This is a genomic window from Rhodoferax sp. MLSD5-FHT05B10 (assembly GCF_058793415.1).
On record NZ_JBXAFT010000002.1, the window covers coordinates 409,746 to 435,630 of the forward strand.

25 protein-coding genes are annotated in these 25,885 nt (G+C 61.6%); 9 read left to right on the forward strand and 16 right to left on the reverse strand.

Annotation, left to right across the window (positions count from 1 at the left end):
- Positions 1-58: 58 nt before the first annotated feature.
- Positions 59-385, reverse strand: coding sequence for a hypothetical protein (locus AC1Q5W_RS04585; RefSeq protein ID WP_492643635.1), 327 nt, complete (start codon positions 383-385; stop codon positions 59-61).
- A gap of 129 nt (positions 386-514) precedes the next feature.
- Between AC1Q5W_RS04585 and AC1Q5W_RS04590 the strand changes: the two genes are divergently transcribed.
- Positions 515-1,270 carry an NYN domain-containing protein gene (locus tag AC1Q5W_RS04590; RefSeq protein WP_492643634.1) on the forward strand — a complete coding sequence of 252 codons (756 nt, stop codon included), beginning with the start codon at positions 515-517 and terminating at the stop codon, positions 1,268-1,270.
- Between the two features lie 116 nt (positions 1,271-1,386).
- Entirely contained in the window at positions 1,387-2,547 is a 1,161-nt protein-coding gene (locus AC1Q5W_RS04595; protein WP_492643633.1) for a hypothetical protein, read from the forward strand.
- A gap of 154 nt (positions 2,548-2,701) precedes the next feature.
- On the opposite strand, the gene AC1Q5W_RS04600 is transcribed toward AC1Q5W_RS04595, so the two are convergent.
- From AC1Q5W_RS04600 to AC1Q5W_RS04610, 3 genes are read right to left on the reverse strand one after another with little or no spacing between them, the layout of a single operon-like run.
- Positions 2,702-3,607, reverse strand: a complete 906-nt coding sequence (locus AC1Q5W_RS04600; protein WP_492643632.1) for a hypothetical protein — start codon at positions 3,605-3,607, stop codon at positions 2,702-2,704.
- Entirely contained in the window at positions 3,604-5,088 is a 1,485-nt protein-coding gene (locus AC1Q5W_RS04605) for an AAA family ATPase (RefSeq protein WP_492643631.1), read from the reverse strand. The genes AC1Q5W_RS04600 and AC1Q5W_RS04605 overlap by 4 nt, the downstream gene beginning before the upstream one ends.
- Before the next feature lie 44 nt (positions 5,089-5,132).
- Entirely contained in the window at positions 5,133-7,193 is a 2,061-nt protein-coding gene (locus tag AC1Q5W_RS04610) for a glutamine--tRNA ligase (RefSeq protein ID WP_492643630.1), read from the reverse strand.
- A gap of 71 nt (positions 7,194-7,264) precedes the next feature.
- On the opposite strand from AC1Q5W_RS04610, the gene AC1Q5W_RS04615 reads away from it, so the two are divergent.
- Complete coding sequence (locus AC1Q5W_RS04615) at positions 7,265-8,374, forward strand: DUF2157 domain-containing protein (protein ID WP_492643629.1); 1,110 nt, start codon at positions 7,265-7,267, stop codon at positions 8,372-8,374.
- A gap of 18 nt (positions 8,375-8,392) precedes the next feature.
- Here the strand turns inward: AC1Q5W_RS04615 and AC1Q5W_RS04620 are convergent, their stop codons facing one another.
- The gene (locus tag AC1Q5W_RS04620) at positions 8,393-8,983 is read right to left on the reverse strand and encodes a hypothetical protein (RefSeq protein ID WP_492643628.1); all 591 of its coding nucleotides are present in this window, start codon (positions 8,981-8,983) and stop codon (positions 8,393-8,395) included.
- A gap of 319 nt (positions 8,984-9,302) precedes the next feature.
- On the opposite strand from AC1Q5W_RS04620, the gene AC1Q5W_RS04625 reads away from it, so the two are divergent.
- Complete coding sequence (locus AC1Q5W_RS04625) at positions 9,303-10,157, forward strand: tetratricopeptide repeat protein (protein WP_492643627.1); 855 nt, start codon at positions 9,303-9,305, stop codon at positions 10,155-10,157.
- Between the two features lie 335 nt (positions 10,158-10,492).
- On the forward strand, positions 10,493-11,770 hold the full coding sequence (locus tag AC1Q5W_RS04630; RefSeq protein ID WP_492643626.1) for an NRAMP family divalent metal transporter: 1,278 nt from the start codon (positions 10,493-10,495) through the stop codon (positions 11,768-11,770).
- A gap of 19 nt (positions 11,771-11,789) precedes the next feature.
- Here AC1Q5W_RS04630 and ccoG read toward each other — a convergent pair whose 3' ends face one another.
- Positions 11,790-13,238 carry a cytochrome c oxidase accessory protein CcoG gene (gene ccoG, locus AC1Q5W_RS04635; RefSeq protein WP_492643625.1) on the reverse strand — a complete coding sequence of 483 codons (1,449 nt, stop codon included), beginning with the start codon at positions 13,236-13,238 and terminating at the stop codon, positions 11,790-11,792.
- Between the two features lie 149 nt (positions 13,239-13,387).
- Here ccoG and AC1Q5W_RS04640 point away from each other — a divergent pair, with 149 nt between their 5' ends.
- Positions 13,388-14,221: an undecaprenyl-diphosphate phosphatase gene (locus AC1Q5W_RS04640; protein WP_492643624.1), complete on the forward strand. Its 834-nt coding sequence runs from the start codon at positions 13,388-13,390 to the stop codon at positions 14,219-14,221.
- A 6-nt stretch (positions 14,222-14,227) separates the two neighbouring features.
- Here AC1Q5W_RS04640 and AC1Q5W_RS04645 read toward each other — a convergent pair whose 3' ends face one another.
- The 8 genes from AC1Q5W_RS04645 to AC1Q5W_RS04680 all read right to left on the reverse strand — a co-directional run bounded on the left by AC1Q5W_RS04645 (position 14,228) and on the right by AC1Q5W_RS04680 (position 18,974).
- Complete coding sequence (locus tag AC1Q5W_RS04645) at positions 14,228-15,031, reverse strand: alpha/beta fold hydrolase (protein WP_492643623.1); 804 nt, start codon at positions 15,029-15,031, stop codon at positions 14,228-14,230.
- A gap of 23 nt (positions 15,032-15,054) precedes the next feature.
- Positions 15,055-15,882: a proteasome-type protease gene (locus AC1Q5W_RS04650; protein ID WP_492643622.1), complete on the reverse strand. Its 828-nt coding sequence runs from the start codon at positions 15,880-15,882 to the stop codon at positions 15,055-15,057.
- 245 nt (positions 15,883-16,127) lie between these two features.
- Positions 16,128-16,691, reverse strand: a complete 564-nt coding sequence (locus AC1Q5W_RS04655; protein ID WP_492643621.1) for an RNA polymerase sigma factor — start codon at positions 16,689-16,691, stop codon at positions 16,128-16,130.
- 2 nt (positions 16,692-16,693) lie between these two features.
- A complete protein-coding gene (locus tag AC1Q5W_RS04660) occupies positions 16,694-16,903 on the reverse strand; it encodes a YgaP family membrane protein (protein WP_492643620.1) in 210 nt (69 codons plus the stop codon).
- A 103-nt stretch (positions 16,904-17,006) separates the two neighbouring features.
- Positions 17,007-17,735: a cytochrome c biogenesis CcdA family protein gene (locus AC1Q5W_RS04665; protein WP_492643619.1), complete on the reverse strand. Its 729-nt coding sequence runs from the start codon at positions 17,733-17,735 to the stop codon at positions 17,007-17,009.
- A complete protein-coding gene (locus tag AC1Q5W_RS04670) occupies positions 17,735-18,121 on the reverse strand; it encodes a thioredoxin family protein (protein WP_492643618.1) in 387 nt (128 codons plus the stop codon). Before AC1Q5W_RS04670 ends, AC1Q5W_RS04665 begins: the two co-directional genes overlap by 1 nt.
- 17 nt (positions 18,122-18,138) lie before the next feature.
- Positions 18,139-18,558, reverse strand: coding sequence for a c-type cytochrome (locus AC1Q5W_RS04675; protein ID WP_492643617.1), 420 nt, complete (start codon positions 18,556-18,558; stop codon positions 18,139-18,141).
- A 38-nt stretch (positions 18,559-18,596) separates the two neighbouring features.
- The gene (locus AC1Q5W_RS04680; RefSeq protein WP_492704093.1) at positions 18,597-18,974 is read right to left on the reverse strand and encodes a hypothetical protein; all 378 of its coding nucleotides are present in this window, start codon (positions 18,972-18,974) and stop codon (positions 18,597-18,599) included.
- Positions 18,975-19,001: 27 nt separating this feature from the next.
- On the opposite strand from AC1Q5W_RS04680, the gene AC1Q5W_RS04685 reads away from it, so the two are divergent.
- Positions 19,002-19,721, forward strand: a complete 720-nt coding sequence (locus tag AC1Q5W_RS04685) for a DUF6969 family protein (RefSeq protein WP_492643615.1) — start codon at positions 19,002-19,004, stop codon at positions 19,719-19,721.
- 94 nt (positions 19,722-19,815) lie between these two features.
- Here the strand turns inward: AC1Q5W_RS04685 and mutS are convergent, their stop codons facing one another.
- Entirely contained in the window at positions 19,816-22,455 is a 2,640-nt protein-coding gene (gene mutS, locus AC1Q5W_RS04690) for a DNA mismatch repair protein MutS (protein WP_492643614.1), read from the reverse strand.
- Positions 22,456-22,629: 174 nt separating this feature from the next.
- On the reverse strand, positions 22,630-23,244 hold the full coding sequence (locus AC1Q5W_RS04695) for a Crp/Fnr family transcriptional regulator (protein WP_492643613.1): 615 nt from the start codon (positions 23,242-23,244) through the stop codon (positions 22,630-22,632).
- A gap of 85 nt (positions 23,245-23,329) precedes the next feature.
- Here AC1Q5W_RS04695 and AC1Q5W_RS04700 point away from each other — a divergent pair, with 85 nt between their 5' ends.
- Both AC1Q5W_RS04700 and AC1Q5W_RS04705 read left to right on the forward strand, forming a co-directional pair.
- Positions 23,330-24,088, forward strand: a complete 759-nt coding sequence (locus AC1Q5W_RS04700; RefSeq protein ID WP_492643612.1) for a DUF4395 domain-containing protein — start codon at positions 23,330-23,332, stop codon at positions 24,086-24,088.
- Positions 24,089-24,307: 219 nt separating this feature from the next.
- Complete coding sequence (locus AC1Q5W_RS04705; protein WP_492643611.1) at positions 24,308-25,780, forward strand: trypsin-like peptidase domain-containing protein; 1,473 nt, start codon at positions 24,308-24,310, stop codon at positions 25,778-25,780.
- The last annotated feature ends 105 nt before the right edge of the window (positions 25,781-25,885 follow it).

Genomic DNA, 25,885 nt, shown 5'->3' on the forward strand with positions numbered 1-25,885 from the left:
TGTCTGCGCAAACAGCCACCCAAACAGTAGCAAACCAAGGCGCTAACCGGTCAGGCGGTCAGGCCTGCCACACCCCAAACCCGGCGGAGCGCAGGTCGATGGCGACTTCAATCTCGCGGTCCACCGCCTCCTCATAGCGCATGGGGTTGAAGCCCTCGTACAGGTCCGGCAGCAGGCGCAGGCCGTACTGCTGCACATAGCGGTTGGCCTGGATGCCGGCCTTGTGCTTGTCAAAGCGCACGTCCGGGTCCAGGCCCGTCATGCCCACGTAGACGCAGGGCTTGTCTTCCACGTAGTGCGGGTTGTTCTTGCGGAACTTAGGCTCCAGCAGCACGTCTGGAGAGAGTTCGACCACGTAGACGTGGTGGTGCTTGCGGCGGGGCATGGGGTGGGTGGGGTGTTTGCCGGAATTATGAGCGTAATAGGCCTGCAGCGACCGTGGAGTATGCGTAGGCAGCTACTGAAAGCATAGCACGTCAAACCCTGTACCATGGCGAAAACAAGGGAGATCTCCATGGCAACCAACACCAACCAGAAACTCGCCGTGCTCATTGACGCCGACAACGCGCAGGCGTCCGTCATTCAGGAGCTGCTGGCCGAGGTGTCGCGCTACGGCACGGCCACCATCAAGCGCGCCTATGGCGACTGGACCACGCAGAACCTGCGCAGCTGGAAAGACGTGCTGCACACCATGGCCATCCAGCCCATACAGCAGTTCAGCTACACCAGCGGCAAGAACGCCACCGACTCCGCACTGATCATCGACGCCATGGACGTGCTGCACACCGGTAACGTGGACGGCTTTTGCCTGGTGAGCAGCGACAGCGACTTCACACGCCTGGCTACCCGCATCCGCGAGGCGGGGCTGGTGGTCTATGGCTTTGGCGAGCGCAAGACGCCCGAGCCCTTTGTGGCGGCGTGCGACAAGTTCATCTACACGGAAATTTTGCGCAACGAACCCGACGAAGCCAGCCCCAGCCAGCAGCAGCCCGTGGCCGAGCTGCCCAAGCTCAAACCGATATTGCTCAACGCCCTGAACGCCACCGCCCGCGAAGACGGCTGGGCCTCGCTATCGGCCCTGGGCAGTCAGATCAACCGTAGTCACCCCTCGTTTGACCCGCGCAACTATGGCGTGGCCAAGCTGGGCGAACTGATCCGCCAGCAGGCGGCGTATCTGGAGGTGAAGGAAGTGAAGACGGGCGAGGGGGATTCGGTGCAGACGCATCTGCATGTGCGGCGCAGGGCCGCGGGCGCAACCAAGGGGCAGTAATTTATTGCCAAATTGGCCCATGATGCCCGTAGAGCATGCGTAAGCAGCTATGCAATAGATAGCAAGTCGGCCCGTTGCGCAGCCTAGAATGAGTGCAAAAAAGGGAGAGAGGCGATATGCCCAAGTTCATGAAGAAGAACTGCACGGCTTCTGGGGAAGTCAAATCTGTGTGGTCACACAAAACGCGCCGACTATTTCGTTCGCTCAATGAAATACCGTGGCTGAGTCTGACGGCATTTGGCACTTTGCTGGGTGTCACCATTCTCTTTTGGTATTTCCGTTCCATCGACTTTTTTCCATCGGACTTCTCCCTCCTCATTGGCCTAGGAGTTGGCGCAGCAGCGAGCGCCGTTGGTGTGCTGAGCTTGTTGACATTGGGATTGTTTGCGCCTGCGATTTTTTATCGACACTACCTGTCGGTGCTGGAGGAAAAGAAAGTCGAGACCAAACGCCACTTCACCGAACTGGAAATGGTGGGGTTGCAGCTCGGCGGTGTTGGTCTGATGCTCGGCTTAATTGTTTACCCCGAATTTCGTGATTGTGGGACGTGGCTCAATTTCTATAGCGTACTGGCATTGGTAATGCTGTTGCTATGGGCAATGACGCTTGCAACAATCTTGTTTACCAAGGGGGGCACTGCGCGGGTAGAAACGAGTTCCGCCGCCGTCGGTATTGCAGTTGTGAGCATGAGCATTTCTCTTGTCTTGCTACCGTTGATGCAAGTGTTTAGGTCAAGGTATCTGCACACCGACGCCGTTTTCTTTGTTCTGTTGGCGCTTGGAATGGTGGCGAATGCATTTGCAGCGGTAAGGCTGCGGTCTCTTCATATTTCCATCGTGGGTGTCTTTGTTGTGGTTATTCTTTTCATCCTGTTACCGTTGATAGCAAACCAAAGCAACTTATTCCCCCAGATGACAGCTAGCTTTCTCGGAATCCGTGAAGACACCGCTGCTGAATTGCGGGTGCCCACCAAGACATGTCAATTGATTCGGAGTGCGCTGCCAGAAGGCATGACAAGCAAGGACGTGGAATGTGGCGCGGAGAATTGGGGAAAGGTCAGAGCCCAGATCCTCTCGAAGGTTGGTGATCTGTGGCTGATCGAATTGGCAGCGCAGAGCGATTCAGATCAAACAGCAGTTGCCAGGTATCGAGTCACGATCCCTCGCGGTGACGTGCAAGTCATCCGCGCAGTAGTGGACCGCCCCTTTCTGGGAAAACCAGGAGCCTGCAAGGTGACCGCAAGCACTCTTTTGGGCAGTTCTGCCTCAATGACCTAGCGGTGTCTGCCTCGGTCGGAAACGCCAGCTCTTCCGCGCTGGATGCACGTACAAATTGTGTTGTGGTGCGGGTAGCGGCCGAAGCGATCAATGATGAACTTGTGGTGCAACTCGAAGCGCAGGTCGTCTTCCATGAGTGCCGCTCCAGATGCCTCTATATAACTCCAATGCTTTTCACCGTAAAGTGAGTGCCATCATCACGTTCGATGCGTAGGTCCTCTCCCCCTGTTACGTCGTAAAAACTAATTTTTGATCGTCGATTTTTCCTTCTACCAGTTGGCGCATCGATATCACCAAAGCAATCTAGTCCTGCGGTAAAAACTAGCTGAAGGCGGTTGCCGAGAAAAATGTACCTGTCATGTTCAAGCTTTTTAAACGCAGTAGACACTCTTTGGCATTCGATATGAAGTGCACCATTTGCAGCCAGTAAACGAGCAGAAATGTCGGGTGTATCCAGTAGGTTGCCGCCAGCTTTGAATGTATGGAACACCCGCATAGTTGAACCAGCGCTTAGCGTCTTGGCAATGTGTTCCAAGAGTTGGATGGAGGTGGGGTTAATAAATTTATCGTAAACAACAACGTTTTCCTCAGGTAGCAAAAAACGCGTAAGACAGTCAAAGTCCAACGTACCACCAGACTCAGTGCCAATTGTGAATACTGGGTTATCTCCCTCGATCGGAAAGTCGATTCGGCGAGTTACCGAAATTATTCGAGTACCAATGCTCTCAAGACTTTGTGACGCAGCAGCGGTGACATTGGGTAGATGAGCGAAAAAACTAGAGTTACCAAAATATGCGGCTGTACCATAACCATCACATATGGCGTCAGCAACTCTCACCTTACTAGGGGAGAGCGCGGCCAAGTGAAGTGAAAGTCTCCCCTGGCTAGCCGACGCAAACCAAGTTTGAAACTGCTGATTTAAGCCGAGATTCTGTTCGTAGAGATCCAAGATTTTTGCAGTTACCGAGATCTTTGAAGAGAGCACTGCACCAGTGGTTACTTGGTCGCAGCGGCCATCAAAAATTGCCGCCAAAGCTTCCCATTGAACCGCGGTCCTCACGTGGAACTTCCTTTGGGTTTTGGACGCTCAATGACGTTTTCGGCTTGATTTGCGTTTTCGGCCTTGCTTTGAGCTGCGATGCGGTTCTGGAGTAGCTTCATTGCCGCCAGATAGCCTTCATCAAAGAATCCAGAAGGCCATGGATTAGAAAACTCTCCCCATTTATCTAGAGACATTTCGTGTGGAGATGCCGGCGATCTTGGCACATAGATAAACGTTATATCTGACGGGTGCAGCCTATTTGCAAGCAATCCTTTTTTTGCTGAGCCGTTAGATACAGCCAACTGGAGTCCTCGAACAAAATGCTCACTGTGAGTTTCAATTAAAAATCTTCGCCCGCTATTGCTTGCATCCGCAATGACTTCTGCTAATTTGGTTTGCGCACTTGGATGCAAGTGCAGTTCCGGTTGTTCAATCAGGAGTGTTGTATCCGCTGGCATAACAGCAGCCTGCACCAGTATTGGAAGTACTTGGGAAATGCCAAAACCCACATCAGAAATTACCTCACGACCACCATCGTTACGTTCAATCTCCAGCTTTACTAGTTCTTCGACCGCTTTGGATTCAATTCGACAACCGGGGAAAATGGCATCGACCCATTTGTTCAGTTGGTCCAAACGTTTGCTTTGGGGGCGTTCTTTTGAGCGTTCTTTGGCGGCCCTGGATTTTAGGTTTGCCAATACACTTGGTGTATGTTCACCGGCAGGCCCAACAGACAATAAATGTGCAGTTCTCCCATAGCTCCGAGATGGGCTCCTACGAAGCGGGCCAGTGTAGAAGAAGTCACGATCTAGGCCACGCAATACTGAAGATACCAAACGCGTAAGCACAGAAACCGGGAGGGCTTGAAAGTAATCTTTATTACCTATGGCTGTCGTTTTAGTAGCTTCCAAAGTGAATTGATAACGGTCGCCGACTAAAACTGAGACTCCCTTTTCCCACAGAGCTAATAAAGCGGTCTTTCTTGGATCGTCTTTGGCGTCAAAGAACTCACTTAGCAATTCTTTTCCAAAGGAATCGGACATTGTCAGTAAGAACGACTCCCTTGTTTTCTTCTTCACCAAGCTAACTAACGTGACTCCTCCATTGGCGTCGTCACGGACAAAGATTTCAAGAAGTCGAGCCTGCTCTGTAGCGAAGTCGTGTCCAAAACAAAATTCGACTTGCAGATTACGTGCATCTGCTCTACCAAATGGACTGAGATTTTCTTTTACCTTAAGGGCAATCTTGATCTTTTTCGTAATGTCGTGGTTCGAAACGTAATCTTTATATACGCCCAAGTCAACGTATTCACCTTGAGCTGAAAAAACCTCATTTTCGTTAGAAGGAGACGCTGTTTGTTTTAATCCAAGCAGCGCTTTGATAACAGATGACTTCCCTGAACTGTTGGGACCAAGTAGCAAAGTGATTTTGCTAGATAAATTGATCGGTTGGTTTGGAAAACGCTTGAAATTAGTTAGATTTAGCTCGGTCGTGTACAAAGAAATTCCCCCCCTGTTAGTATTATTTACTTATCCATCTAATGCTACTTCCCCCAACTATCCTTCAACCCCACCGCCAAGTTAAACACCGGCTTGGTGCCCGCAACGTGGTCAATACGATCCGCCACAAAGTACCCGTGCCGCTCAAACTGGAACTTCTGATCCGGCGCGGCGTTGGCTAGTGACGGCTCCACGATGGCGGTCACGACCTTCAGGCTGTTCGGGTTCAGGCTCTCCAAAAAGTCCTTGCCGCCCGCGTCGGGCTGGGCATCGCTGAACAGGCGGTCGTACATGCGCACTTCGGCGCGCACGCCGTCGGCCACGCCCACCCAGGTGATGGCGGCTTTCACCTTCACCAGGTCGCTGCCGGGGGTGCCGCTCTTGGTGTCGGGCACCACGGTGGCCAGCACTTCGGTGATCTGGCCGTTGGCGTCTTTGGTGCAGCCGGTGCACTCGATCACGTAGCCGCCCTTCAGGCGCACCTTGTTGCCGGGGAACAGGCGCTTGTAGCCCTTGGGGGGCACTTCTTCAAAGTCTTCGCGCTCGATCCACACCTCTTTGCCGATGGTGAAATGGCGCGTGGGGCTTTCCACGCCTTCGGGCGGGTGGGGCAGGGCGGGCTGGGTGCAGGGCTCCAGGTGGCCGGCGCCCATCACCTCGTCCCAGTTGGTCAGCACCAGTTTCACGGGGTTGATGACGGCCATGCCGCGGTGGGCCTTGGCTTCCAGGTCTTCGCGCAGGCATCCTTCCAGGGTGCTGTAGTCGATCCAGCTGTCGCTCTTGGTCACGCCAATGCGTTCGGCAAAGGCCTGGATGGATTCGGGCGTGTAGCCGCGCCGGCGCAGGCCCACGATAGTGGGCATGCGGGGGTCGTCCCAGCCGTTGACCTTGCGCTCGTTCACCAGGGCGGCGAGCTTGCGCTTGCTGGTGATGACGTAGGTGAGGTTCAGGCGCGCAAACTCGTGCTGGTGCGGCAGCAGGAAGGGGTTGGGGCGTTCCTGGTCCAGCGCGTGGGCCAGCAGGGGCGTGAACTGCGCGGTGTTCTCTTTCAGCAGCGCAAAGAAGGTGGGCAGGTCGCGCAGGATGGCGTCGCGGTCGTGCTCCCAGCGCACAAACAGGGCGCGCATGTCGCCTTCGGCGGCGCTGGCAAACAGCTTGTCGGCCTGGTTGTGGCAGTGCAGGGCAAATTCCTTGCCGGCTTCCAGACCCTGCTGCTCAATCTTCTCGATCAGCGTCTTGGCGTGGGCAAACTGCGGCCCGCGCAAGATGGGCACGATGCGCTCCAGCGTCCAGTCGTAGAAGGGGCGCTGGTCTTCAAATTCCAGCGTGCACAGGCTGTGGGTGATGTTTTCCAGCGCGTCCTCAATGGGGTGGGCAAAGCTGTACATCGGGTAGATGCACCACTGGTTGCCGGTGGCGTGGTGCTCGGCGTGCTTGATGCGGTAGATGGCCGGGTCGCGCAGGTTGATGTTGGGGTGCGCCATGCTGATCTTGGCGCGCAGCACGGCGGCGCCGTCGGGCAGCTTGCCGTCTTTCATTTCGCGAAAGCGCGCCAGGTTCTCGGCCGGGGTGCGGTTGCGGAAAGGGCTGTCGGTGCCGGGCTTCACAAAGTCGCCGCGGTTCACGCGCATCTGCTCGGGCGTCTGCTCGTCCACGTAGGCGTGGCCGGTCTCGATCAGGTACTCGGCGGCGCGGTACATGAAGCCAAAGTAGTCGCTGGCCTGGTAGGGGGCGGCGCCGGGGCTGCCGTTCCAGTCGAAGCCGAGCCACTTCACCGCGTCGATGATGCTGTTGACGTACTCGGTGTCTTCCTTCTCGGGGTTGGTGTCGTCAAAGCGCAGGTGGCACACGCCGTGGTAGTCGCGCGCCAGGCCGAAGTTGATGCAGATGCTCTTGGCGTGGCCCACATGCAGGTAGCCGTTGGGCTCTGGGGGAAAACGGGTGCGGATGCTGGCCAGGTCGGGCTTGCCCTGCACCTGCTGGTCGGCGTCGCCCGGGCGGCCGGCCCAATGGCGGCCGGTGTAGGTGCCTGCTGCCAGGTCGTGTTCGATGATCTGGCGCAAAAAGTTGCTGGACTTGGGGGTGTCAGGTGTAGGAGAGCTCATGCAACCAATTCTAGACGCCGTAAGCCTGCGCTACCATGCTCTTTTGCCAGCCACCAACCCCGCCTGCACCCATGACCCAACCCACCCCGGACCGCGTGGTTCTCCAGCAAGCCGACGTACAGGACGCCGCCCGCAGCGGCCTGATCACCGCCAGCCAGGCCGACGCCCTGTGGCAGCGCTGGACGCTGCTGGACCCGGCCACCCAGCCCACCGCGCCGGGGCCGCTGGCTGCGCACTCCCAGGGCCCCCGGTTTGGCTTGGTGAACGTGCTGTACTACTTTGGGGGCATGGTGGCCATCAGCGCCATGTCGCTGTTCATGACGCTGGGCTTTCAGGCCATGGGGCCGGCCGGCCTGCTGGCCATTGCGCTGGCGTATGGCTTTGCGTGCCTGAAGGTGGCCGACCATTTCAAGACCCGCGGCCTGCCGGTGCCAGCCGGCATTTTGGCCACGCTGGCGGTGTGCCTGGTGCCGCTGGCCGTGTGGTGTGTGCAGAGCCTGCTGGGCCTGTGGCCGCCGGGCGGCTCCAGCAACTTTTCGGCCTACCACACGCGCATTGACTGGCGCTGGATGACGCTGGAGTTCGCCACGCTGGCCGCGGGCGTGGTCATGCTGTGGCGCTACCGGCTGCCCTTCATGGTGATGCCCATTGCGGTGACCCTGTGGTACATGAGCATGGACGTGGCCAACGGCCTGATGCAGAGCCAGGGGTTCGACTGGCAGTTCACCCGCGATGTGTCGCTGGTGTTCGGCCTGGGCACCTGCGCGCTGGCCATGTGGGTGGATGCGCGCAGCCGCCGCGCCCAAACGCCCGAGTGGCGCCAGGACTATGCCTACTGGCTGTACCTGTTTGGCGCCATCATGTTCTGGTGCGGCCTGAGCCTGCGCCAGTCCGACAGTGAGCTGAGCAAGTTCCTGTACTGCGTGTTGAACGTGGCGCTGGTGCTGCTGGGTGCCGCCATTGGGCGGCGCGTGTTCACCGTGCTGGGGGCGCTGGGCGTGGCCATGTACCTGGGCTACCTGTCGCACCGGGTGTTCAAGGACAGCCTGCTGTTCCCGTTTGCGCTCACGCTGCTGGGCCTGGGGGTGGTGTGGCTGGGCGTGTGGTGGCAGCGGCACGAGGCCGCCATCCACGTCCGCCTGAGCCGGTTCGTGCCCGAGGGCTTGCGGCCCCGGGCCTAGCACCGGGCTGGTGGGCGCTCAGTCCAGCAGCGTGGCGGCAAAGGCGTTGATGGCGTCGATGTCGGGCGGCAGCAGGGTGAAGGGAATGCCCTCGCGGCTCAGCAGGCTGCGCAGGCCGCGGTCGACGTCACGGGCCTGCTCTTCGTCCTGGAACCGCCCGGTGTGCACGTACTTCTTGTCGCCGCGCTCCACCAGGATGTTGATGTTGTTGTGCTGCCCGTACCACTCCAGAATCTGGGCGCGGGTCTTGGCAACGTCGCAGATGTTGTCCGGGTAGTTCTCGTTGTAGTACAGCACCTGGGGCAGCGAGCACTCGGTGATGAGGAACTGCACCTGGCCGTCCAGCAGGTTGAGCATCTCGAACTGGCGCTGGGCAATGAAATACTGGTTCTTGAGCACCTGGAAGTTTTGCTGCCACACCAGCGACTTGGCAAAGTCGGGAATGGTCTCCACGGTCTTGTTGTGCAGGTTCAGGTACAGGATGATGGCCGCCGAATACAGGGACTTGTCACTGCCCGGCCCGCCGATGATGTTGACCACCTTGGTGGGGTAGATGCGCATCTTGGTCTCGGGCAGGTGGATTGCCATGTTGCTGTACCGTATCGTCATAGTGTCTCGGCCTTTCTTTCTTATGGTCTGCTGAGCACCATCGTAGTGTGCTGCCGGGGCTTGCGCAAGCGCTCGCCGGCGGCGTGGGCAACGGCAGTGACCGCATGGGCATGCCGGGTTTGCTCCTGAAACAATAGCGGTCTGCGCAGATAATACGGGCTCTTGAGCCTGAATTGGCCTCAAATTCAGAGCAGGCTTGTAAAGAAGTTTTTCTTCCCTTGTGTTTGGGCTGCACGCCACCATCTCGCAAGAGCAGCCGGTCGCCTTGTGTTGGCGGGCCTGTTTGCGCAACCACAGGATTTGGAAAAAGGAAGTACCCATGCTGAACCGAACGATCAAACGCTGCCTGGCGGTAGTGGCCCTGCTGGGCTGCGGCCTGACCATGGCGCAGTCCGAGCCCACGCTGAACCAGGTCTACGAAGCGGCGCACGCCGGCCGGCTGGACCAGGCCCAGACCATGATGCAGCAGGTGCTGGTGGCCCACCCGAACAGCGCCAAGGCCCACTTTGTGCAGGCGGAGCTGTCCGCGCAGCAAGGCCAGGCCGCCCGTGCCCGCGAAGAGCTGGCGCTGGCCGAGAAGCTGGCACCCGGGTTGCCGTTTGCCAAGCCGGCTGCCGTGCAGGGCTTGCGCGCCCAACTGGCGGCGGGCGCCGGCGGGGCATCGTCGAGCCGAGCCGTGGCGGCCCCCGTGTCCGCTGGGCAGGCCCTGGAGCCGCGCCCGGCCTCGTCACCGTTTCCCTGGGGCATGGTGCTGCTCTTGGGCGGGGCCGCCGTGGCCTTGGTGGTCTTCCATACCCGTCAGCGGGCCCAGGCGGCGGCGCCTGTGGTCTACGGGGGCGGCAATGGCCTGAGCGGCCCGCAGACTTTTGGTGCGGGCCCCGCGGCGGTGCCGGCGTATGGCCAGCCGGGCTACGGCCAGCCTGCGGGCAGCGGGCTGGGCGGCCAGGTCATGGGTGGGCTGGCAACGGGTCTGGCGGTGGGCGCCGGCGTGATGGCAGCGCAGGCCATCGGCAAGAGCCTGATGGGCCATGACACGCAAGTCGCGCCGTCGCCGGTGGTCGACACCACCTACGAGCCGCTGGCCGGCAATGGCGACATGGGTGGCCAGGACTTTGGCGTGGCCGACTCGGGCTCGTGGGACGACGGCGGTGGCGGCGGCGATTGGGACAACTGAAAGCCCCGCACCTTTACTCCTGATTTACAAAACCGTTCCCCGCCCAGGCGGAACGGGTGCTTACAATCCGCCTCTTATTCACTACCGGCCTCAGCCATGGAATCCGAAAGTTCCCGGCCTCCGGTCAGTTTGACGGGCACCTAGACACACCGTTGTCGTCATCGCTTGTCAGACTCGGCACGGAGGCACATGCCCAACGTGCCTGGCAAGCGAAGCGAATGCCCGGGGCCTTTGCCCCGCGTTCGAATGCATCCCCAGGTCTTTTTTCAGAACCGGCGCCCGATGGAGCGCCACAGCCGTCGCATGTGTTTGCGACGCAGCAGGGGGAAATTGCAATGGTGACCCAAACCGCAAAGAATATTGTTCGCCGGCTCGGACCGGGCCTCATCACGGGGGCCGCGGACGACGACCCCAGCGGCATTGCCACGTACTCGCAGGCCGGCTCCCAGTTCCGCTTTGCGCTGGTGTGGACGCTGCTCATCACCACGCCGCTGATGATTGGCATCCAGATGCTCTCGGCCCGCATTGGCTGGGTGACCGGCGAGGGGCTGGCCAGCAACATCAACAAGATGTTTCCGCGCTGGCTGACCGTCACGCTGGTGGGCCTGCTGGTGGTGGCCAATACCATCAACATTGCGGCCGACATCGGCGCCATGGGCGAGGCTGCGCGGCTGCTCATGGGCGGGCCGCTGGCCCTGTACGTGGTGGGCTTTGGCCTGCTGTGCATTGCCACGCAGGTGATCTTCTCGTACGAGAGCACGGTGCGCATTCTGAAATGGCTCACGCTGGCGCTGTTTGCCTATGTGGCGGTGATCCTGACGGTGCAGGTGCCGTGGCGGCAGGCCATTGCGGAGTCGCTGCACCCGTGGTCCTTCATTCCGCCGGGCACCTCGCTCAAGGACTATGCGGCCATGGTGGTGGCCGTGCTGGGAACCACCATCAGCCCCTACCTGTTCTTCTGGCAGGCCGCGCAGGAGGTGGAAGACAACAACCGCCGCCCCGAGGCGCAGGCGCTGCGCACGCACCCCGAATATGCGGCCGAGCACTTGTCCCGCATCAAGAGCGACACCTATGTGGGCATGACGTTTTCCAACGTCATTGCGCTGTGCATCGTCATTGCCACGGCGGTCACGCTGAACCAGCAGGGCATCACCAACATCCAGACATCGGCCCAGGCGGCCGAGGCGCTGCGGCCGGTGGCCGGCGAGTTCGCCTTTGCCGTCTTTGCGCTGGGCATCATCGGGACCGGCCTGCTGGCCGTTCCGGTGCTGGCGGGTTCGGCGGCTTACGCGGTCAGTGAGTTGTATGGCTGGACGGCCGGCCTGTCGCACGGTTTTCGGGACGCCAAGGGCTTCTACCTCATCATCGTGGCCGCCACGGGCATTGGCACGGTCATGGGCTACCTGGAGGTGGACCCGATCAAGGCGCTGGTGTGGAGCGCCATTGTGAACGGCGTCATTTCGGTGCCCATCATGGCGGCGCTCATGTGGATCGGCCAGTCCGAGCGCCTGATGGGCCGGCTCACCATCTCCACCCGGCATCGGGTTTTCGGCTGGGCCGCCACGGCGGTCATGGCGGTGGCCGTGGTGGTGATGCTGGCCACCAGCTTCTGACCTCCCATCGGGCGCGCTTTCAGCGCGGCACGAAGAAGGTGGATTTTTCGTGCAGGGTCACGACCTCGCCGGCGTGCTCCGTCTGGATGTCGAACACGATGGGGTTGGCCTGCCCGCGGTAGCTCTCCGCCGCATCGGGGGGCAGGGTCAGGCGCACGGGCAGCGACTCGATGCCGGTGGCCTCCACGTTCAGTTCGGGCGGCGTGACGATGGCAAGCCCCGGCAGGCCCGACACGCTCACGTGGTAGCGCTGGGGCTGCTCGGTGCCGTTGGTGACTTGCAGGCGGTAGACGTTTTCCACGTAGCCGCTGCCCACCACACGGGCCAGCGTGCCGCGGTCCTTGATGATGTTCACGGAGTAGCCCTTGCGCAGGGACAGGCTGCCCACAAAGACCAGGCTGGTGACCAGTAGCAAGGCGCCGTAGATCAGTACGCGGGGACGCCACACGCGGCGCACCATCTGCCCCGGCGTCAGGGACTGGGCGATGCCGTTGCCCGACGAGTAGCGGATCAGCCCGGTGGCGTAGCCCATCTTGCCCATCACGTCGTCGCAGACGTCGATGCAGGCGGCGCAGGCAATGCACTCGTTTTGCAGGCCGTCGCGGATATCGATGCCGGTGGGGCACACCTGCACGCACAGGGTGCAGTCGATGCAGTCGCCCAGGCCCAGGGCCTTGGGGTCGGCCTTGCGCGGGCGCGAGCCGCGGGATTCGCCGCGGCTGGTGTCATAGGCAATGACCATGGAGTCCATGTCGATCAGCGCGCTCTGGAAGCGGGCGTAGGGGCACATGTACTTGCACACCTGCTCGCGCATGTAGCCGGCGTTGCCGTAGGTCATGAAGCCGTAGAACAGCACCCAGAACCATTCCCAGGGCGAGAGCGACAGCACCGCCAGCTCGCCGACCAGGGTGCGGATGGGCGTGAAGTAGCCCACGAAGGTGAAGCCCGTGACCAGGCCTATGGCAATCCAGATGAGTTGCTTGCTGCCCTTGCGCGCGAGTTTTTCCAGCCCCCAGGGCGCGGCGTCCAGCCGCATGCGGGCCAGGCGGTCGCCTTCGGTGTGGCGCTCGACCCAGAGGAACATCTCGGTGTACACGGTTTGCGGGCAGGCATAGCCGCACCACAGGCGCCCCGCCACGGCGGTGAAGAAGAACAGCGCCAACGCCGAGATGACCAGCAGTGCCGCCAGGTAGATGAAGTCCTGTGGATGCAGCATCAGGCCCATGACGTAGAAGCGCCGCTCGTTCAGGTCAAAGAGCACGGCCTGGCGGCCGTGCCACTGCAGCCAGGGCAGGCCGTAGAACACCACCTGCGTGACCCAGACCATCAGCCAGCGCCAGTTGGCAAACCAGCCGCGCACGGAGCGCGGGTAGATCTTGACCTGTTTTTCGTACAGGGACACCGTCGCGCCGTCGTCAGCGGTGGCCGCCTGCAGGCGGATGGGAATGGTTTTCTTGGGGGTGGGCATGCGGCACTATAAGAAATATTTGCGATGCATTTTATGAACGCGGCGCCGGGTCTGCAGGGCCGCGCCGCAATACCGTGACGCCGGCAGTGGACAATAGTGGGGAACCAAAAAGGGTTAAGCCCTTCCAATTCAATTTTTAGGAGCGTGTTTTGGATATTGCATTGCTGATCAAGGCCACCATCATGGGCATCGTCGAGGGGTTGACCGAATTCCTGCCGATTTCGAGCACCGGTCACCTGATCCTGGCAGGCTCCCTGCTGGGTTTTGACGACGACAAGGCCAAGGTGTTCGACATCGCCATCCAGACCGGGGCCATTTTTGCGGTGGTGCTGGTGTACTGGGACAAGATCCGTGCCACGCTGGCGGACCTGCCCACCGGCCGGCAGGCGCAGACGCTGGCGCTCAACGTGCTGATTGCCTTTCTGCCCGCGGTGGTGCTGGGGCTGCTGTTTGGCAAGGCCATCAAGGCGTATCTGTTCACGCCGTCGGTGGTGGCCACCACGTTCATCGTGGGGGGCTTCATCATCCTGTGGGCCGAGAAGCGCCAGGCTGCCGGCGGCAATGCCGTGCACGTGACCGATGCCGACGACATGACCTGGAAGGACGCCCTCAAGGTGGGCCTGGCGCAGTGCCTGGCCATGATTCCGGGCACCAGCCGCAGCGGCGCCACCATCATTGGCGGCATGCTGCTGGGCCTGTCGCGCAAGGCGGCAACCGACTTCTCGTTCTACCTGGCCATTCCCACCCTGATCGGCGCCGGCGTGTACAGCCTGTACAAGGAGCGCGCCCTGTTGAGCCTGGCGGACCTGCCGCTGTTTGGCGTGGGGCTGGTGGTGTCCTTCCTCAGTGCCTGGCTGTGCGTGCGCTGGCTGCTGCGCTTCATTGCCACCCACAGCTTCACCGGCTTTGCCTACTACCGCATCGCCTTTGGTGTGGTGGTGCTGGCCACGGCCTGGACCGGCGTGGTGCACTGGGTCGACTGACCCTTTTCAGTGCTCCATGTTGCGCAGCGCCGTTTCGATGGCGGCTGCGGTGGCCAGGGGCTTTTCCATGGGAAAGAGGTGGCTGCCGTCGAGCATGAGCGTGCGGCCCCGGGTGATTTTTTCGGTCATGGCCATCCCCACCTGCTTCATCTCCTGCGAGGCGCGCCCGCCGATGAAGGTGACCGGGCACTTGAGCGGGTGGCGCGCCAGCAGGCGGTCCAGGTTGTCGGGCACGGTGTTGTAGAACAGGGTTTCCACGTCGCGGTGGAAGTTGAGCACGCGCTTGCCGTCGGCTTCGTGCGTGCCGTAGGTCACGTAGTCCAGCAGCACCTGGTCGTCCCACTTGGCAAAGGCCTTCTTGTGGCGGAAGTGTTCGTAGGCCGCTTCCACCGAGGGCCAGCTCATGCGGCGTTGCCGGCTGACGGCACCGGGCGAGAGCGAGCCCATGACCTGCGTGGTCTTCATTACGCCCACGGCGGTGGAGCGCCAGCCGCCCAGGATGGGGGAGTCGATCAGCACCACGCCGCGGGCCAGCTCGGGCTGGCGCACCGCAGCCATCAGGCTCAGGAAGCCGCCCAGCGAATGGCCGACCAGCCAGACCGGCGCGCCGGCCTTCTGGACCTCGCCCTGCGCGAAGTCGATGAGTTGCTGCACCACCTGGGGCCAGTTGTTGCTGACGGGGTAGCGCGGGTCATGGCCGTATTGCTCGATGGCCTTGACGGTGTAACCACGCGCGCGCAGGCTCTTGAACAGCACCTTGTAGGTGCTGGCGGGAAAGCTGTTGGCGTGGGAGAAAACGATGGTGGACATGGGGGTGGCAAGTCTGACGGGCGTCAGATCAGTTTTTCTTCAGGAGTCGTGATTTTCTTCAGGGGCTGGCTGCGCGCCGAGGGCACGCGCAGCGGCACCTCGGTCGGGCCGCCGTTCCACTGCGGGTCTTCAATGCTGTCGAACACCTCGCGCAGCTTCTGCCCCCAGCTGCCGTGCAGCATGCGGAAGTAGGGGTTGTTCTCGTCGATGCAGACAATCTTGTCGGTGCGGAACTGGTTGGCCTCGTACACCACCATGTCCAGCGGCAGCCCCACCGACAGGTTGGACTTGAGCGTGGAGTCCATGGACACCAGCGCGCACTTGGCGGCCTCGTCCAGCGGCGTGGCCGGGGTGATGACGCGGTCCAGCACGGGCTTGCCGTATTTGGATTCGCCGACCTGGAAATAGGGCGTCTCCAGCGTGGCCTCGATGAAGTTGCCGGCCGAATACACCTGGAACAGGCGCATGCCTTCGCCCTGGATCTGGCCGCCGAAGATGAGCGAAACATTGAAGTCCACACCGGCCTGCTTGAGCGAGACGGCGTCGCGCTCGTACACCTTGCGGATGGCCGAACCCAGCACGCGCGCGGCGTCGAACATGCTCTTGGCGTTCCAAATGGTGATGCCTTCGTCGCTCTCGTGATCCTTGAGCTTTTCCACCTGCAGGATCTCGCGTACCGATTGCGTGATGCTCAGGTTGCCGGCCGACAGCAGCACCATGAAGCGCTCGCCCGGCTTCTCGTAGACGATCATCTTGCGGAAGGTGCTGATCTGGTCCAGCCCGGCGTTGGTGCGGGAATCGGAGAGAAAAACCAAGCCGGCGTTGAGTTTGATGGCGACGCAGTAGGTCATTTGGAGATAGCGAGCAGAAAGCCTAGAGTGTAAATGCCACCCTGCAGGGCCGGCAGTCTTGCACTACCGGTTGCCGCATGCCCCCCCCAAGATTCAATTCTTGACAGTGCCGTGTTCCTCTTCGGTCAGGCGATTGGTTTTTCGCAGGATCGCGCCGGGTATGCCGATTTTCCCCCAAATCGCGAAGAAACCCGCCCAGACCAACCTGGGCGGCCTGCGATTCGATGATGCGCAATGGCCGCCATTCATCGGCGATGACTGGATCCGTTACCTCGGGGGAGTTTATGCGGCCCGATCATGTATTCGCGTACGAGTTCACGGGCTCTGTGCAGTCGGCTTTTGATCGCCCCATCGGGTTCGCCAAGGCGTTCGGCAATTTCTGCAATGGTGAGTTCTTCGAAGTCGCGCAGCAGCACCACTTCGAGATAGTGGGCCGGGAGTGATTCAAGTGCGGCTGCCAGGTCGATTCGCAAATCGTTGTCAGATTTGCAGAGCAATTGATGTTCGGCTAACTCTTCGTCCAGGGAGTCGGTCTTGAACATCACGCGCTCCAGCTTGCGGCATTCACGCTTGATCACGGTAAAGAGCCAGCCCGAAAAGGCTGCGGCGGCTTTGAGCCCGCTGACTTTGCGGGAAATGATCAATAGAGATTCCTGGACGGCATCGTCCACATCGCTGACCTGGCAGTGCTTGTAGGCATAGCGACGGGCGTCGGCCTGGCACACGGCCAAAAGGCGGCCGATCGATGCCGGGTCGCCCGTTTGGGCGGCCAGGATCAAGTTGTCCCGATCGGTGGCGCTGGCTGCCATGGTTATGTCTTCTTGTTGAGCTTGCGGCCCACCATGGCGCACATCGGGCAAAAGCCGAAGAGTCCTGTCATGGCGAGCATTGCGCCCATGGCGCCAATACCGACAGCCATGCCGGAGACTCCCCAATTCGCGACGGCGAAGGCAAGGCCTGCAATGCCCATCAAAACTCGAAGAATGCGCTCCCAGGTGGGTATATTTTTGACGTAGAACATAGTGATCTCCTTGGAACTGTTTCGTGTCGAGGAACATCCTCACCCACTAAGAGGTGCCAAGGGGGCGAAACGGTTCGCGGTTCCCCCAAAAAAAGTTCACCCATTAAAACCGGGTGGTCAGTCGGGTGAGCCACGCGGGCGAATGGTCCACCAGCCACGTTTCCATGGGCTTGTCGGCGCCAAGCAAGATTAACACCGACAGCGCGATCATGATGGAGCCCAGGATCATTTTTCCGGTCTTGCCGGCCTGCATGAGCTTGCCTCGCACCTTGAGCATGGCGCCACGCGAAACGTAGGCCAGCGCGACAACGGGTAGAGCAGCCCCAAGGCCAAAAATACCCATGAGCAAGGCGATCTGCGGAAGTTGCGAGCCCTGGCTGGCCAGAACCACGGCGGCGCCCAAAGTCGGCCCTACGCACGGGCTCCACACCACGCCCAGCACCAGGCCTATTGCGAACTGCCCCCAAAGGCCGTCCAGGTGCATGCGTGCAATCAGGCTGTTGCCTGCGTCTCCAATGCCGGCGGTGGCTGTCGCAAACCGCTGCTGCAGTCCCCCCGATATAAGTACCACGCCCAACATTCCCAAAATGGCGGCTCCGATGCCGCGAAAGATGGAAGCCTCCAGCCCCAGCGCGGAGCCCACCCATGCAAGTGTGGTTCCGATGATGGCGTAAGACAGGGCTAATCCGCCGGCAAGTGCCAGCGGCGCCCTGGGATGGACATGGGTGGCTGAGCCCAGCAGAATTGGAATGATGGGCAATACGCATGGTGATAGCGTCGAAAGCAGCCCTGCCAGGAAGCCAAATCCGTAGGAGCCGAGACCGAAATCCATCAGTTCACCGTCTTTTTGATGAGGCCCTCAAGGCCCGCTGGCGTGGTGTCGCCGACTGAGCGGCCCACTTCCTTTTCGCCCTTGAAGGCTACCAGCGTGCTTTGCATGGTGACCTTGAACTTTTTGAGTGTGGGCTTGGCGCTGTCGAAGTCGATGGTCATCAGTGTCACATCTTTGTAGGCGGGTTGCTTCATCAAGCCGTCAATGATGGGCTTTTGCGCCTTGCAAGTGGGGCACCATGGTGCGCTGATGTCCAGCACCACCGGCTTGCCGGCCTTGGTGAGTTGGTCAAATTCCTGTTGGTTGAAGGGCTTGATATCTCCAGCCGTGGCCAGGATTGCCCAGGAGGCGAGCGCGATGGCGGGGATGATTTTTGCAAGCTTCATGGGGACTCTCCGAGGGGTTAATGAGAAGGTTTGAACGTCTTTTGCAGCGTCTGCAAATAGGCGGTGAGGCCTGCCAGCTCCTTGGAGTTCCAGGGAAGCGGCTTGGCAGCCATGGGCATGACCATGCAGGCCTGGACCATTTCATCCAGGTGGATGGTCTTGCGGCCCAACTGGTCTTTGGCCATGGCGACGGTGTGGGGGTAGGGTTTTGCAAACGAGGCCGAGAACGCGCCGTAATTGGCATGGCAGGAAGCGCAGGACATGCCATTGGTCGAGAGCTTGGAGTCACTAAAGATTTTTTCTCCCAGCTTGGCATCCCCGGCGATGGGTTTGTAGCCAGCGGGCCGGGTTGTTTCGTCCGCAGCCGAGGCGCAAGCCGCAAAGCCTAGGGATGAAATTAAAGCGGCTAAGAGTGTGAGGGTTTGGTGGTGGGGCATGGCCGTCCTTTGGGTTCGCATTCAGGGTTGATTACCCACTAGGAGGATGCTTGGAGCAGAAACGGTTCGCGGATTGAAAAAGATATTTGCCATTGGTCGGATTGCGTGGCGTTTTCCTGCGCGGGCTGTTTTTCCCCATTTTTTTCACCCAATGCGAACCGGTTCGTCGGGTTGGAGGCTCTTAGTTGCAGAGGAAGCCAATCGCGGCCTCGACTTATCCACCACCGAGGAATATTTATGAAGACATCTTTGAAAATGGCATCACTTGCCGCTTTGACGGTTGCTACCCTGGCACTGCCAGCCGCGGCCCAAGACATGAAAGACGCTGCCAAGTGCAAGCCGAAAACCGGCATGTCCAAATGCTGCGGAAAATGCGCGTCCAAGTGTTGCGCCAAGCCTGCAAAGTGCGGGGCCAAGAAGTGTGCTCCCAAGTGCATGGCCAAATGCGCTCCGAAGTGCGCCCCCAAGAACTGATGGGCGAATCGAGCCGGCCGCCCAAGGCGTCAAGCCGTGCCGCGCAAGTTGCGGCCGGTTCCCGTTTGCTGGAAACCTATGCAGGCCTTGCCCTACGTGGGCAGCATCTGTTTGGAAGCCTGTTGAGTGGAGAGCCGCCCAGGCAATGGCGGCATTACCCGCAGGACGATGCGATCGATCTGCACAGCGGATTTCAGTGGTTTTACCACTCGCATTCGCCGGAGGATCGGCCGGAAGCGGCCGAGCATGGTCACATCCATTTGTTTGCCGGGCGCAAGCTCTGGTCGCACCGGCTGCGTTCCGCCCGTGCACTCGAATGGGAGGCGCTTGCGGGTGGCGCCAAAAACCCCGGCACACGCCACTTGCTGACGATGGGCTTTGACGCCAAGGGTGTCCCTGTTTCTCTGTTCACGGTTAACAGCTGGGTCACGGGCGACTTGATGCTCACGGCGCAAACCACGGTCGATCTGCTGGATCGAATCCATCTGGACACCGGGTACGCGGAAGTGGACGCCGTGGTGGAGTCGGTAGTCCGGCTGTGCATGGAAGAGATCCGAAGTCTGCTTGAGCGCCGGGACGCCGCGCTCTGGAACTTCGCCGGGGATAAGGTTCTGGCCAACGAGGCGCTTGAGATGCTCTCTGAGCAGGCGGTGGACATCGACGCGAAGCTGTCGTCCTTAATGCTGTGACAGGAGCGCGCGACTATCGAACTGGGGATTGAGCCGCGGCATCGTTGTCAAGGTGCTCTACAGGTTGCCATGCGGATCTCATGGGTAGAGATCATCAATCCTTGCCCGCCAAGGCCTTCAGCTGGTACAGCGCCTCCAACGCCTCACGCGGGCTCAAACTGTCAGGATTTATGGCTGCAAGCGCCGTATCCACTGCGCTGACAGCTATGGTTTCTGTAGCGGGTGGCGCGGCAAAGAGGTCTACCTGCGGGCGGCTCTGGGTGGCTTGCGACTCCAGCGCGTCCAGCGCATGGCGGGCCTGGTTGAGCACGGCCGCCGGCATGCCCGCCAGCCGGGCGACCTGGATGCCGTAGCTCTTGCTGGCCGGGCCGCTCTGGATTTCGTGCAGGAAGACGATGTCGCGGCCCGACTCGGTGGCGCTGACGTGCACGTTGAGCGCTTGGTGGTGCGTGGCGGGGAACTCGGTCAGCTCGAAGTAGTGGGTGGCAAACAGGGTGAAAGCCTGGGTCTTGTCGTGCAACTGCGTGGCAATCGCGCTGGCCAGGGCCAGGCCGTCAAAGGTGCTGGTGCCGCGGCCGATCTCGTCCATCAGCACCAGGCTGTGCGGTGTGGCGGCGTGCAGGATCTGTGCCGCCTCGGTCATCTCCAGCATGAAGGTGGACTGGGCGTTGGCCAGGTCGTCGGCCGCGCCAATGCGGGTGTGGATGGCGTCGATGGGCCCCAGGCGGCAGGCGCTGGCCGGCACATAGCTGCCGATGGAGGCCAGCAGCACGATCAGCGCCACCTGGCGCATGTAGGTCGATTTGCCGCCCATGTTGGGGCCGGTGATGATCTGCAGCCGCTGGCGGGGCCCCATGTGGGTGTCGTTGGCGATGAAATTGCCACTGGAGAGCTCCGCCAGCCGCGCCTGCACCACGGGGTGGCGCCCGGCGGTGATGGCGATACACGGCTCCACCACGAACTGCGGCGCGCACCAGTCCAGCGTGAGCGAGCGCTCGGCCAGCGCGCACAGCGCGTCCAGTGCAGCCAGCGCGCGTGCCGTGCGGGTCAGCATGGGGATGAAGGCCTGCAGCCGGTCCAGCACCTGCTCGAACAGCCACTTCTCGCGTGCCAGGCCGCGCTCCTGCGCGGACAGAGCCTTGTCTTCAAACGCCTTGAGCTCGGGGGTGATGAAGCGCTCGGCGTTCTTCAGCGTCTGGCGGCGGCGGTAGTCGTCGGGCACCTTGTCCAGCTGGCCCTGGCTGACCTCGATGTAGAAACCGTGCACCCGGTTGAACTGCACCCGCAGGTTGGCAATGCCGGTGCGGGCCTTTTCGCGCCCTTCGAGTTCGAGCAGGAAGCTGTCGCAGTTGGTCTGGATGGCGCGCAGCTCGTCGAGCTCGGCGTCAAAGCCGCTGGCAATGACGCCACCGTCGCGCACCAGGGCGGCCGGCTCGGGGGCTATGGCTTGCTGCAGCAGGGCGGCGCACTCTGCGGGTGGGTGCAGGTCTTCGGAAATGGCAGCCAGATAGCCTTCAAGACCTCTCAGATGCTGCGTGAGTTGCTCTGTTTTCTGTAGCGTGTGCAGCAGGGCAACCAGCTCGCGCGGGCGCACCTGGCGCAGGGCGGTGCGGGCGGTGATGCGCTCCATGTCGGCGCTGCCCTTGAGCTGGCCGCGCAGGGTCTGCCACAGCGCTGGGCGCAGCGTCGCAATGGCGTCCAGCCGTTGCTGGGCCTGGTTGCGGTCGCGCCGGGGTTCCAGCAGCCAGCTCTTGAGCAGGCGGCTGCCCATGCCGGTCATGCAGGTGTCCAGCAGCGAGAACAGGGTGGGCGTGTCTTCGCCGCGCAGGGTCTGCACCAGTTCCAGGTTGCGCCGGGTGGTGGGCGGCAGGGCTATGAGTTCGCCGTCGCGCTGCACCTGCACGGTGCGGATGTGGCTCAGGGCGCGGCCCTGGGTGTGTTCGGCATAGCCCAGCAGGGCGGCGCAGGCCGCATGCGCCTGGGGCAGGTCCTGTGCGTTCCAGCCGGCCAAGCTGGCGGCCTGCAGCACGTCGAGCAGCTTGCGCTGGCCCAGGGCGCTGTCAAACTGCCATTCGGGGCGGGCCGTCAGGTACACAGCGCTGCCTCGGCGCAGGCGCTTGAGGCGGTCCTCGAAAGCCTGGGTGACACCGGTGCTGTAGGCCAGCTCGCTGGGCGCCACGCGGGCCACCCACTCGGGCACCTCGTCGGGGGCGCATTCGGCCAGGTGCACCACGCCCTGGGTGACGCTGAGCCAGGCCAGGCCGCAGCGGTTGCGCGGGCCCTGGTGCGCGGCCATGAGGATGGATTCGGTCTTCTCGCTCAGCAGCTCGGTGTCGGTCAGGGTGCCGGGGGTGACCACGCGCACCACCTTGCGCTCTACCGGGCCCTTGCCGGTGACCTCGCCCACCTGCTCGCAGATGGCCACGGACTCGCCCAGGCGGATCAGCTTGGCCAGGTAGCCCTCCATGGCGTGAAAGGGCACGCCGGCCATGGAGATGGGCTGGCCGGCCGACTGGCCGCGGGTGGTGAGGGTGATGTCGAGCAGGCGCGCCGCCTTCTCGGCGTCGGCGTAGAACATCTCGTAGAAGTCGCCCATGCGGTAGAAGAGCAGGGTGTCGGGGTACTCGGCCTTGAGGGCCAGGTACTGGGCCATCATGGGCGTGTGGGCGGCCAACGGCGTGTCCTCGCTCGGCGCCTGGTTTTTATCTTTTGAAATCAAGGACTTGGATGTCATGTAAAAGCCGCCCCTAGGGTCTTCAGCGGGTTTGGGTGCCAGAGGGAAATGCAAGGGCCATTGTCCCGCACCGGTCGATCTGCCGATAAAGGACCGATTATCAGGCGCGAATGCAGGCGAAACGGGAGCTGCTGAAGCAGTTTGGCCGCTCCCTGCATGGGGGGCCGTTGGTGGTCACTTCTCCCGCGGTTGGGTCAGGCACAGGTGGGTTTCGGTGCGTTCGAGCGTGCCTTGTTTCTCCATCGAATAGATGCAGCGATACAACGCTTCGTGGGTAACGCCAAGCTCGGATGCCAACGATTTGATACCAGTGCCGATGGGAAAACGACCATCGGCTCCTTCGCTTTCCAGAAGATGGACGAAACGGTCCTGCACCCTGGTGAGGGAAAGCCTCTCGCATTGCAGCCGCAGACGTTTGACCTCCTTGTTGAGCATGGCAATCCAGCGCCCGGCGAAGCTTGAATCGCCATCGAGTGCATCGCGGATATCCCCGATGGGAATTTGGACGATCCTGGAGTGGGCGACCACCTGCCCCTGGCAGTGGTACTTTGAAGACTTCAGGCTTGCCTCTCCGACGAACCCCCTGCGTGTACGCTGCAGGATGACGGCAGAGCCCTGCAGTCCCGGGCGTTCCAAGACCACTTCGCCATTGACCACGAAAAACATGTGCTTTGGGCTGTCGCCAGCCTTGAACAGGCAGGTTCCTTTGGTGAGCGCCGCTTCCTCGCAGGACGCAAGCAAACTCTTTGGCAGCAGTTCGTGAAGCTCTTGGACGGCGTCTGCACACATGGGTAAATTCTTCTTGATATGATCTCAATCATATGATATTTATCATTTGCACGCAATACTTCTGCATCAGCCCAGCGAGGTAGCCGTGACCCAATCCATTCTTCAGTTCGGTGAAGTGCGACCCGAATTTCAAATACCTGTCCTCAACGAGCGGGCGGTGCGCGCCGCTGCGGGAATATTGTTTTTCCTGGCGCTGATCTGCTTCATGAATGCATGGCTCACCGGCAACTTCCAGCCCACACGGGTGTTTGTGGTCAGCTTCCTGATCGAGTTCACCATCCGCATTTTTGTGAATCCGCGCTTTGCGCCGGTCATGATTCTTGGGCAGTGGATAGTGCGCAAGCAGCCGCCGGAATGGAGCGGTGCTCCGCAAAAGCGGTTCGCATGGGCCATCGGCTTCGTGCTGGCGGCCACTATGTTTTACCTGGTGGTGCTCAACCATGTCATCGGGCCCATCAACCTGATCGTGTGCTCGATGTGCCTGATTTTGCTTTTCTTCGAAACAGCATTCGGCATCTGCATTGGCTGCAAGCTTTACAACCTCTTCAATGCAGAAAAAGCGCAGCTGTGTCCGGGTGGGGGGTGCGACATGCCCGCGGAGCAGGCTTCGTCTACTTCTCTTGCTCAGATGGCCATCGTCATCGCGTTTGCCGTTGCGGTCGGCACCATCGCCCAGTGGGTTTACAGCACGACGCCCAAGGGGACTGCCGAGTTGGAGGCACCCGTTGCCGCCCCATCAGCAGCGCCCATTGATCCCGCAGAAGCGCAGCGCTGCAAAGTCCCGGATTTTGCCAAGGCGCTGGGCCACGAAGAACAGTGGAAGCTTCACAACCACTGCAAGTGAAATCTTTTCGCGGCAATCCCTCGCGGTGCCCATCAATCGCGTTTCTGCTGAACGGATGGGCATTGCACGGCGCCATAGCGAGCTGACGGGCTGGTACCAATGGCGTGGCTAGCCGGTAACGTCGTCCAGCAGCTTGCGAAATCGCAAGGGGTGTGCGAAAAACCCGTCTAGCATTCCCCTGTGCTGCTGTGTCTGCACGGTTTTGGAGGGGAGGGGTTAATGACCCGTAAGACGTTGGTCCTGTCCCTGGTGGGTGTGGGCCTGGTGGCGGTGGCGGCCGTCGGTTTCCTGCCACGAGGGTGGTTGTCTGGCCGTGACGCATCCGATCCGGGCGCGGGCTACACGGTTGCGCCAGTGCCCATTGCGCCGTTGCCGGCAGGGGCCGCACCCAATTTTCGGGCCGTCGTGCAGCAGTCGGCCCCGGCCGTGGTGGGCATTTTCGTGACCGGACAGCCCCTGGGGGTGTCCGATGGGGGCACGCTCGATCTGGGGGACCCTTTCTATCTCTTTTACCGCGGCATCCCCGAGTTCCAGGCCCGCGCGCCGGGGCTGCGGGTGCCGGTGCTGTTTCGTAGCCAGGGTTCGGGGTTCATCATCAGCACCGATGGGCTGGTGCTGACCAATGCGCACTTGGTGCGCGACGCCCAGCAGGCCACTGTGCGCCTGGGGGACCGGCGTGAGTACCGGGCCCAGGTGCTGGGGGTGGACACCGTGAGCGATGTGGCGGTGTTGCGCATGAACGCCGGGAACCTGCCCGTGGTGCGCCTGGGGGATGCCGAGCAGGCGCAGGTGGGCGACCCCGTCCTGGCCATGGGGGCGCCGCTGGGCTTTGATCCGGCAGTGTCGCAGGGCATCGTCAGCGCCAGGGGGCGCTCGCTGCCCGGTGACTCGGCGGTGCCCTTCATCCAGACCGATGCGGTGGTGCCGCCTGGCAGTTCGGGGGGGCCGCTGCTCGATGGCAGCGGCGCCGTGGTGGGCCTCAATGCCCAGATTTACCCGCAGTCGGGTGCGTACCAGGGGGCGTCGTTTGCCATTCCGATTCAGGTGGCGCTGAAGGTCCGGGACCAGATCCTTGCCAGCGGCCACGTGTCCTACGCCTGGCTGGGCGCCCGGGTGCAGGACCTGAGCCCGACGCTGGCGCAGGCGCGTGGCCTGGACCTGCCCGATGGCGCGCTGGTCACGACCGTGGTGCCCGGCAGCGCGGCGGCACATGCCGGGCTCAAGGCCGGTGACGTGGTGACGCACGCCAATGGCGAGGCGCTGGTCCGCTCCGGGGACCTGAGCAGCCGGATCAGTCGTGCCGCACCGGGTGATGTCCTGCTGTTCAAGATCTGGCGCGACCGCCGCATGCTGGAGTTCCCGGCCACGCTGGGGCGCCTGGAGGAGGGCGTGCGCGCCCGGGCTTCGCGCGAGGCCGGCCCGTCGTCCGGGCCGCTGGGCTTGGCCCTGCGCCCGTTGACGCGCGACGAGCAGGCCATTGCCCATGTGCAGGGCGGTCTTCTGGTGCAGCGTGTTGCCGGGGCGGCGGCCTGGGCTGGCCTGGTGCCGGGAGACGTGCTGCTGACCCTCAACGGGGCGCCGCTGAAGTCGGTCGACCAGGTTGTTGGCGGAATCGGCAAGAAGGCCGGTGCGGCGGTGTTGCTGATCCAGCGCAGCGGCGAGCGCATGTTTGTGTCGCTGGAGCCGGGCTGAGGGGGCAGCGGCCAGCCCCCGCCGAGGCCGGGCTGGAAAAAGCTTGATCCATGATCACTACAAGGGTAGCCACTAATGGGCAGTGCGGGGTGTGGGCCCTATCAT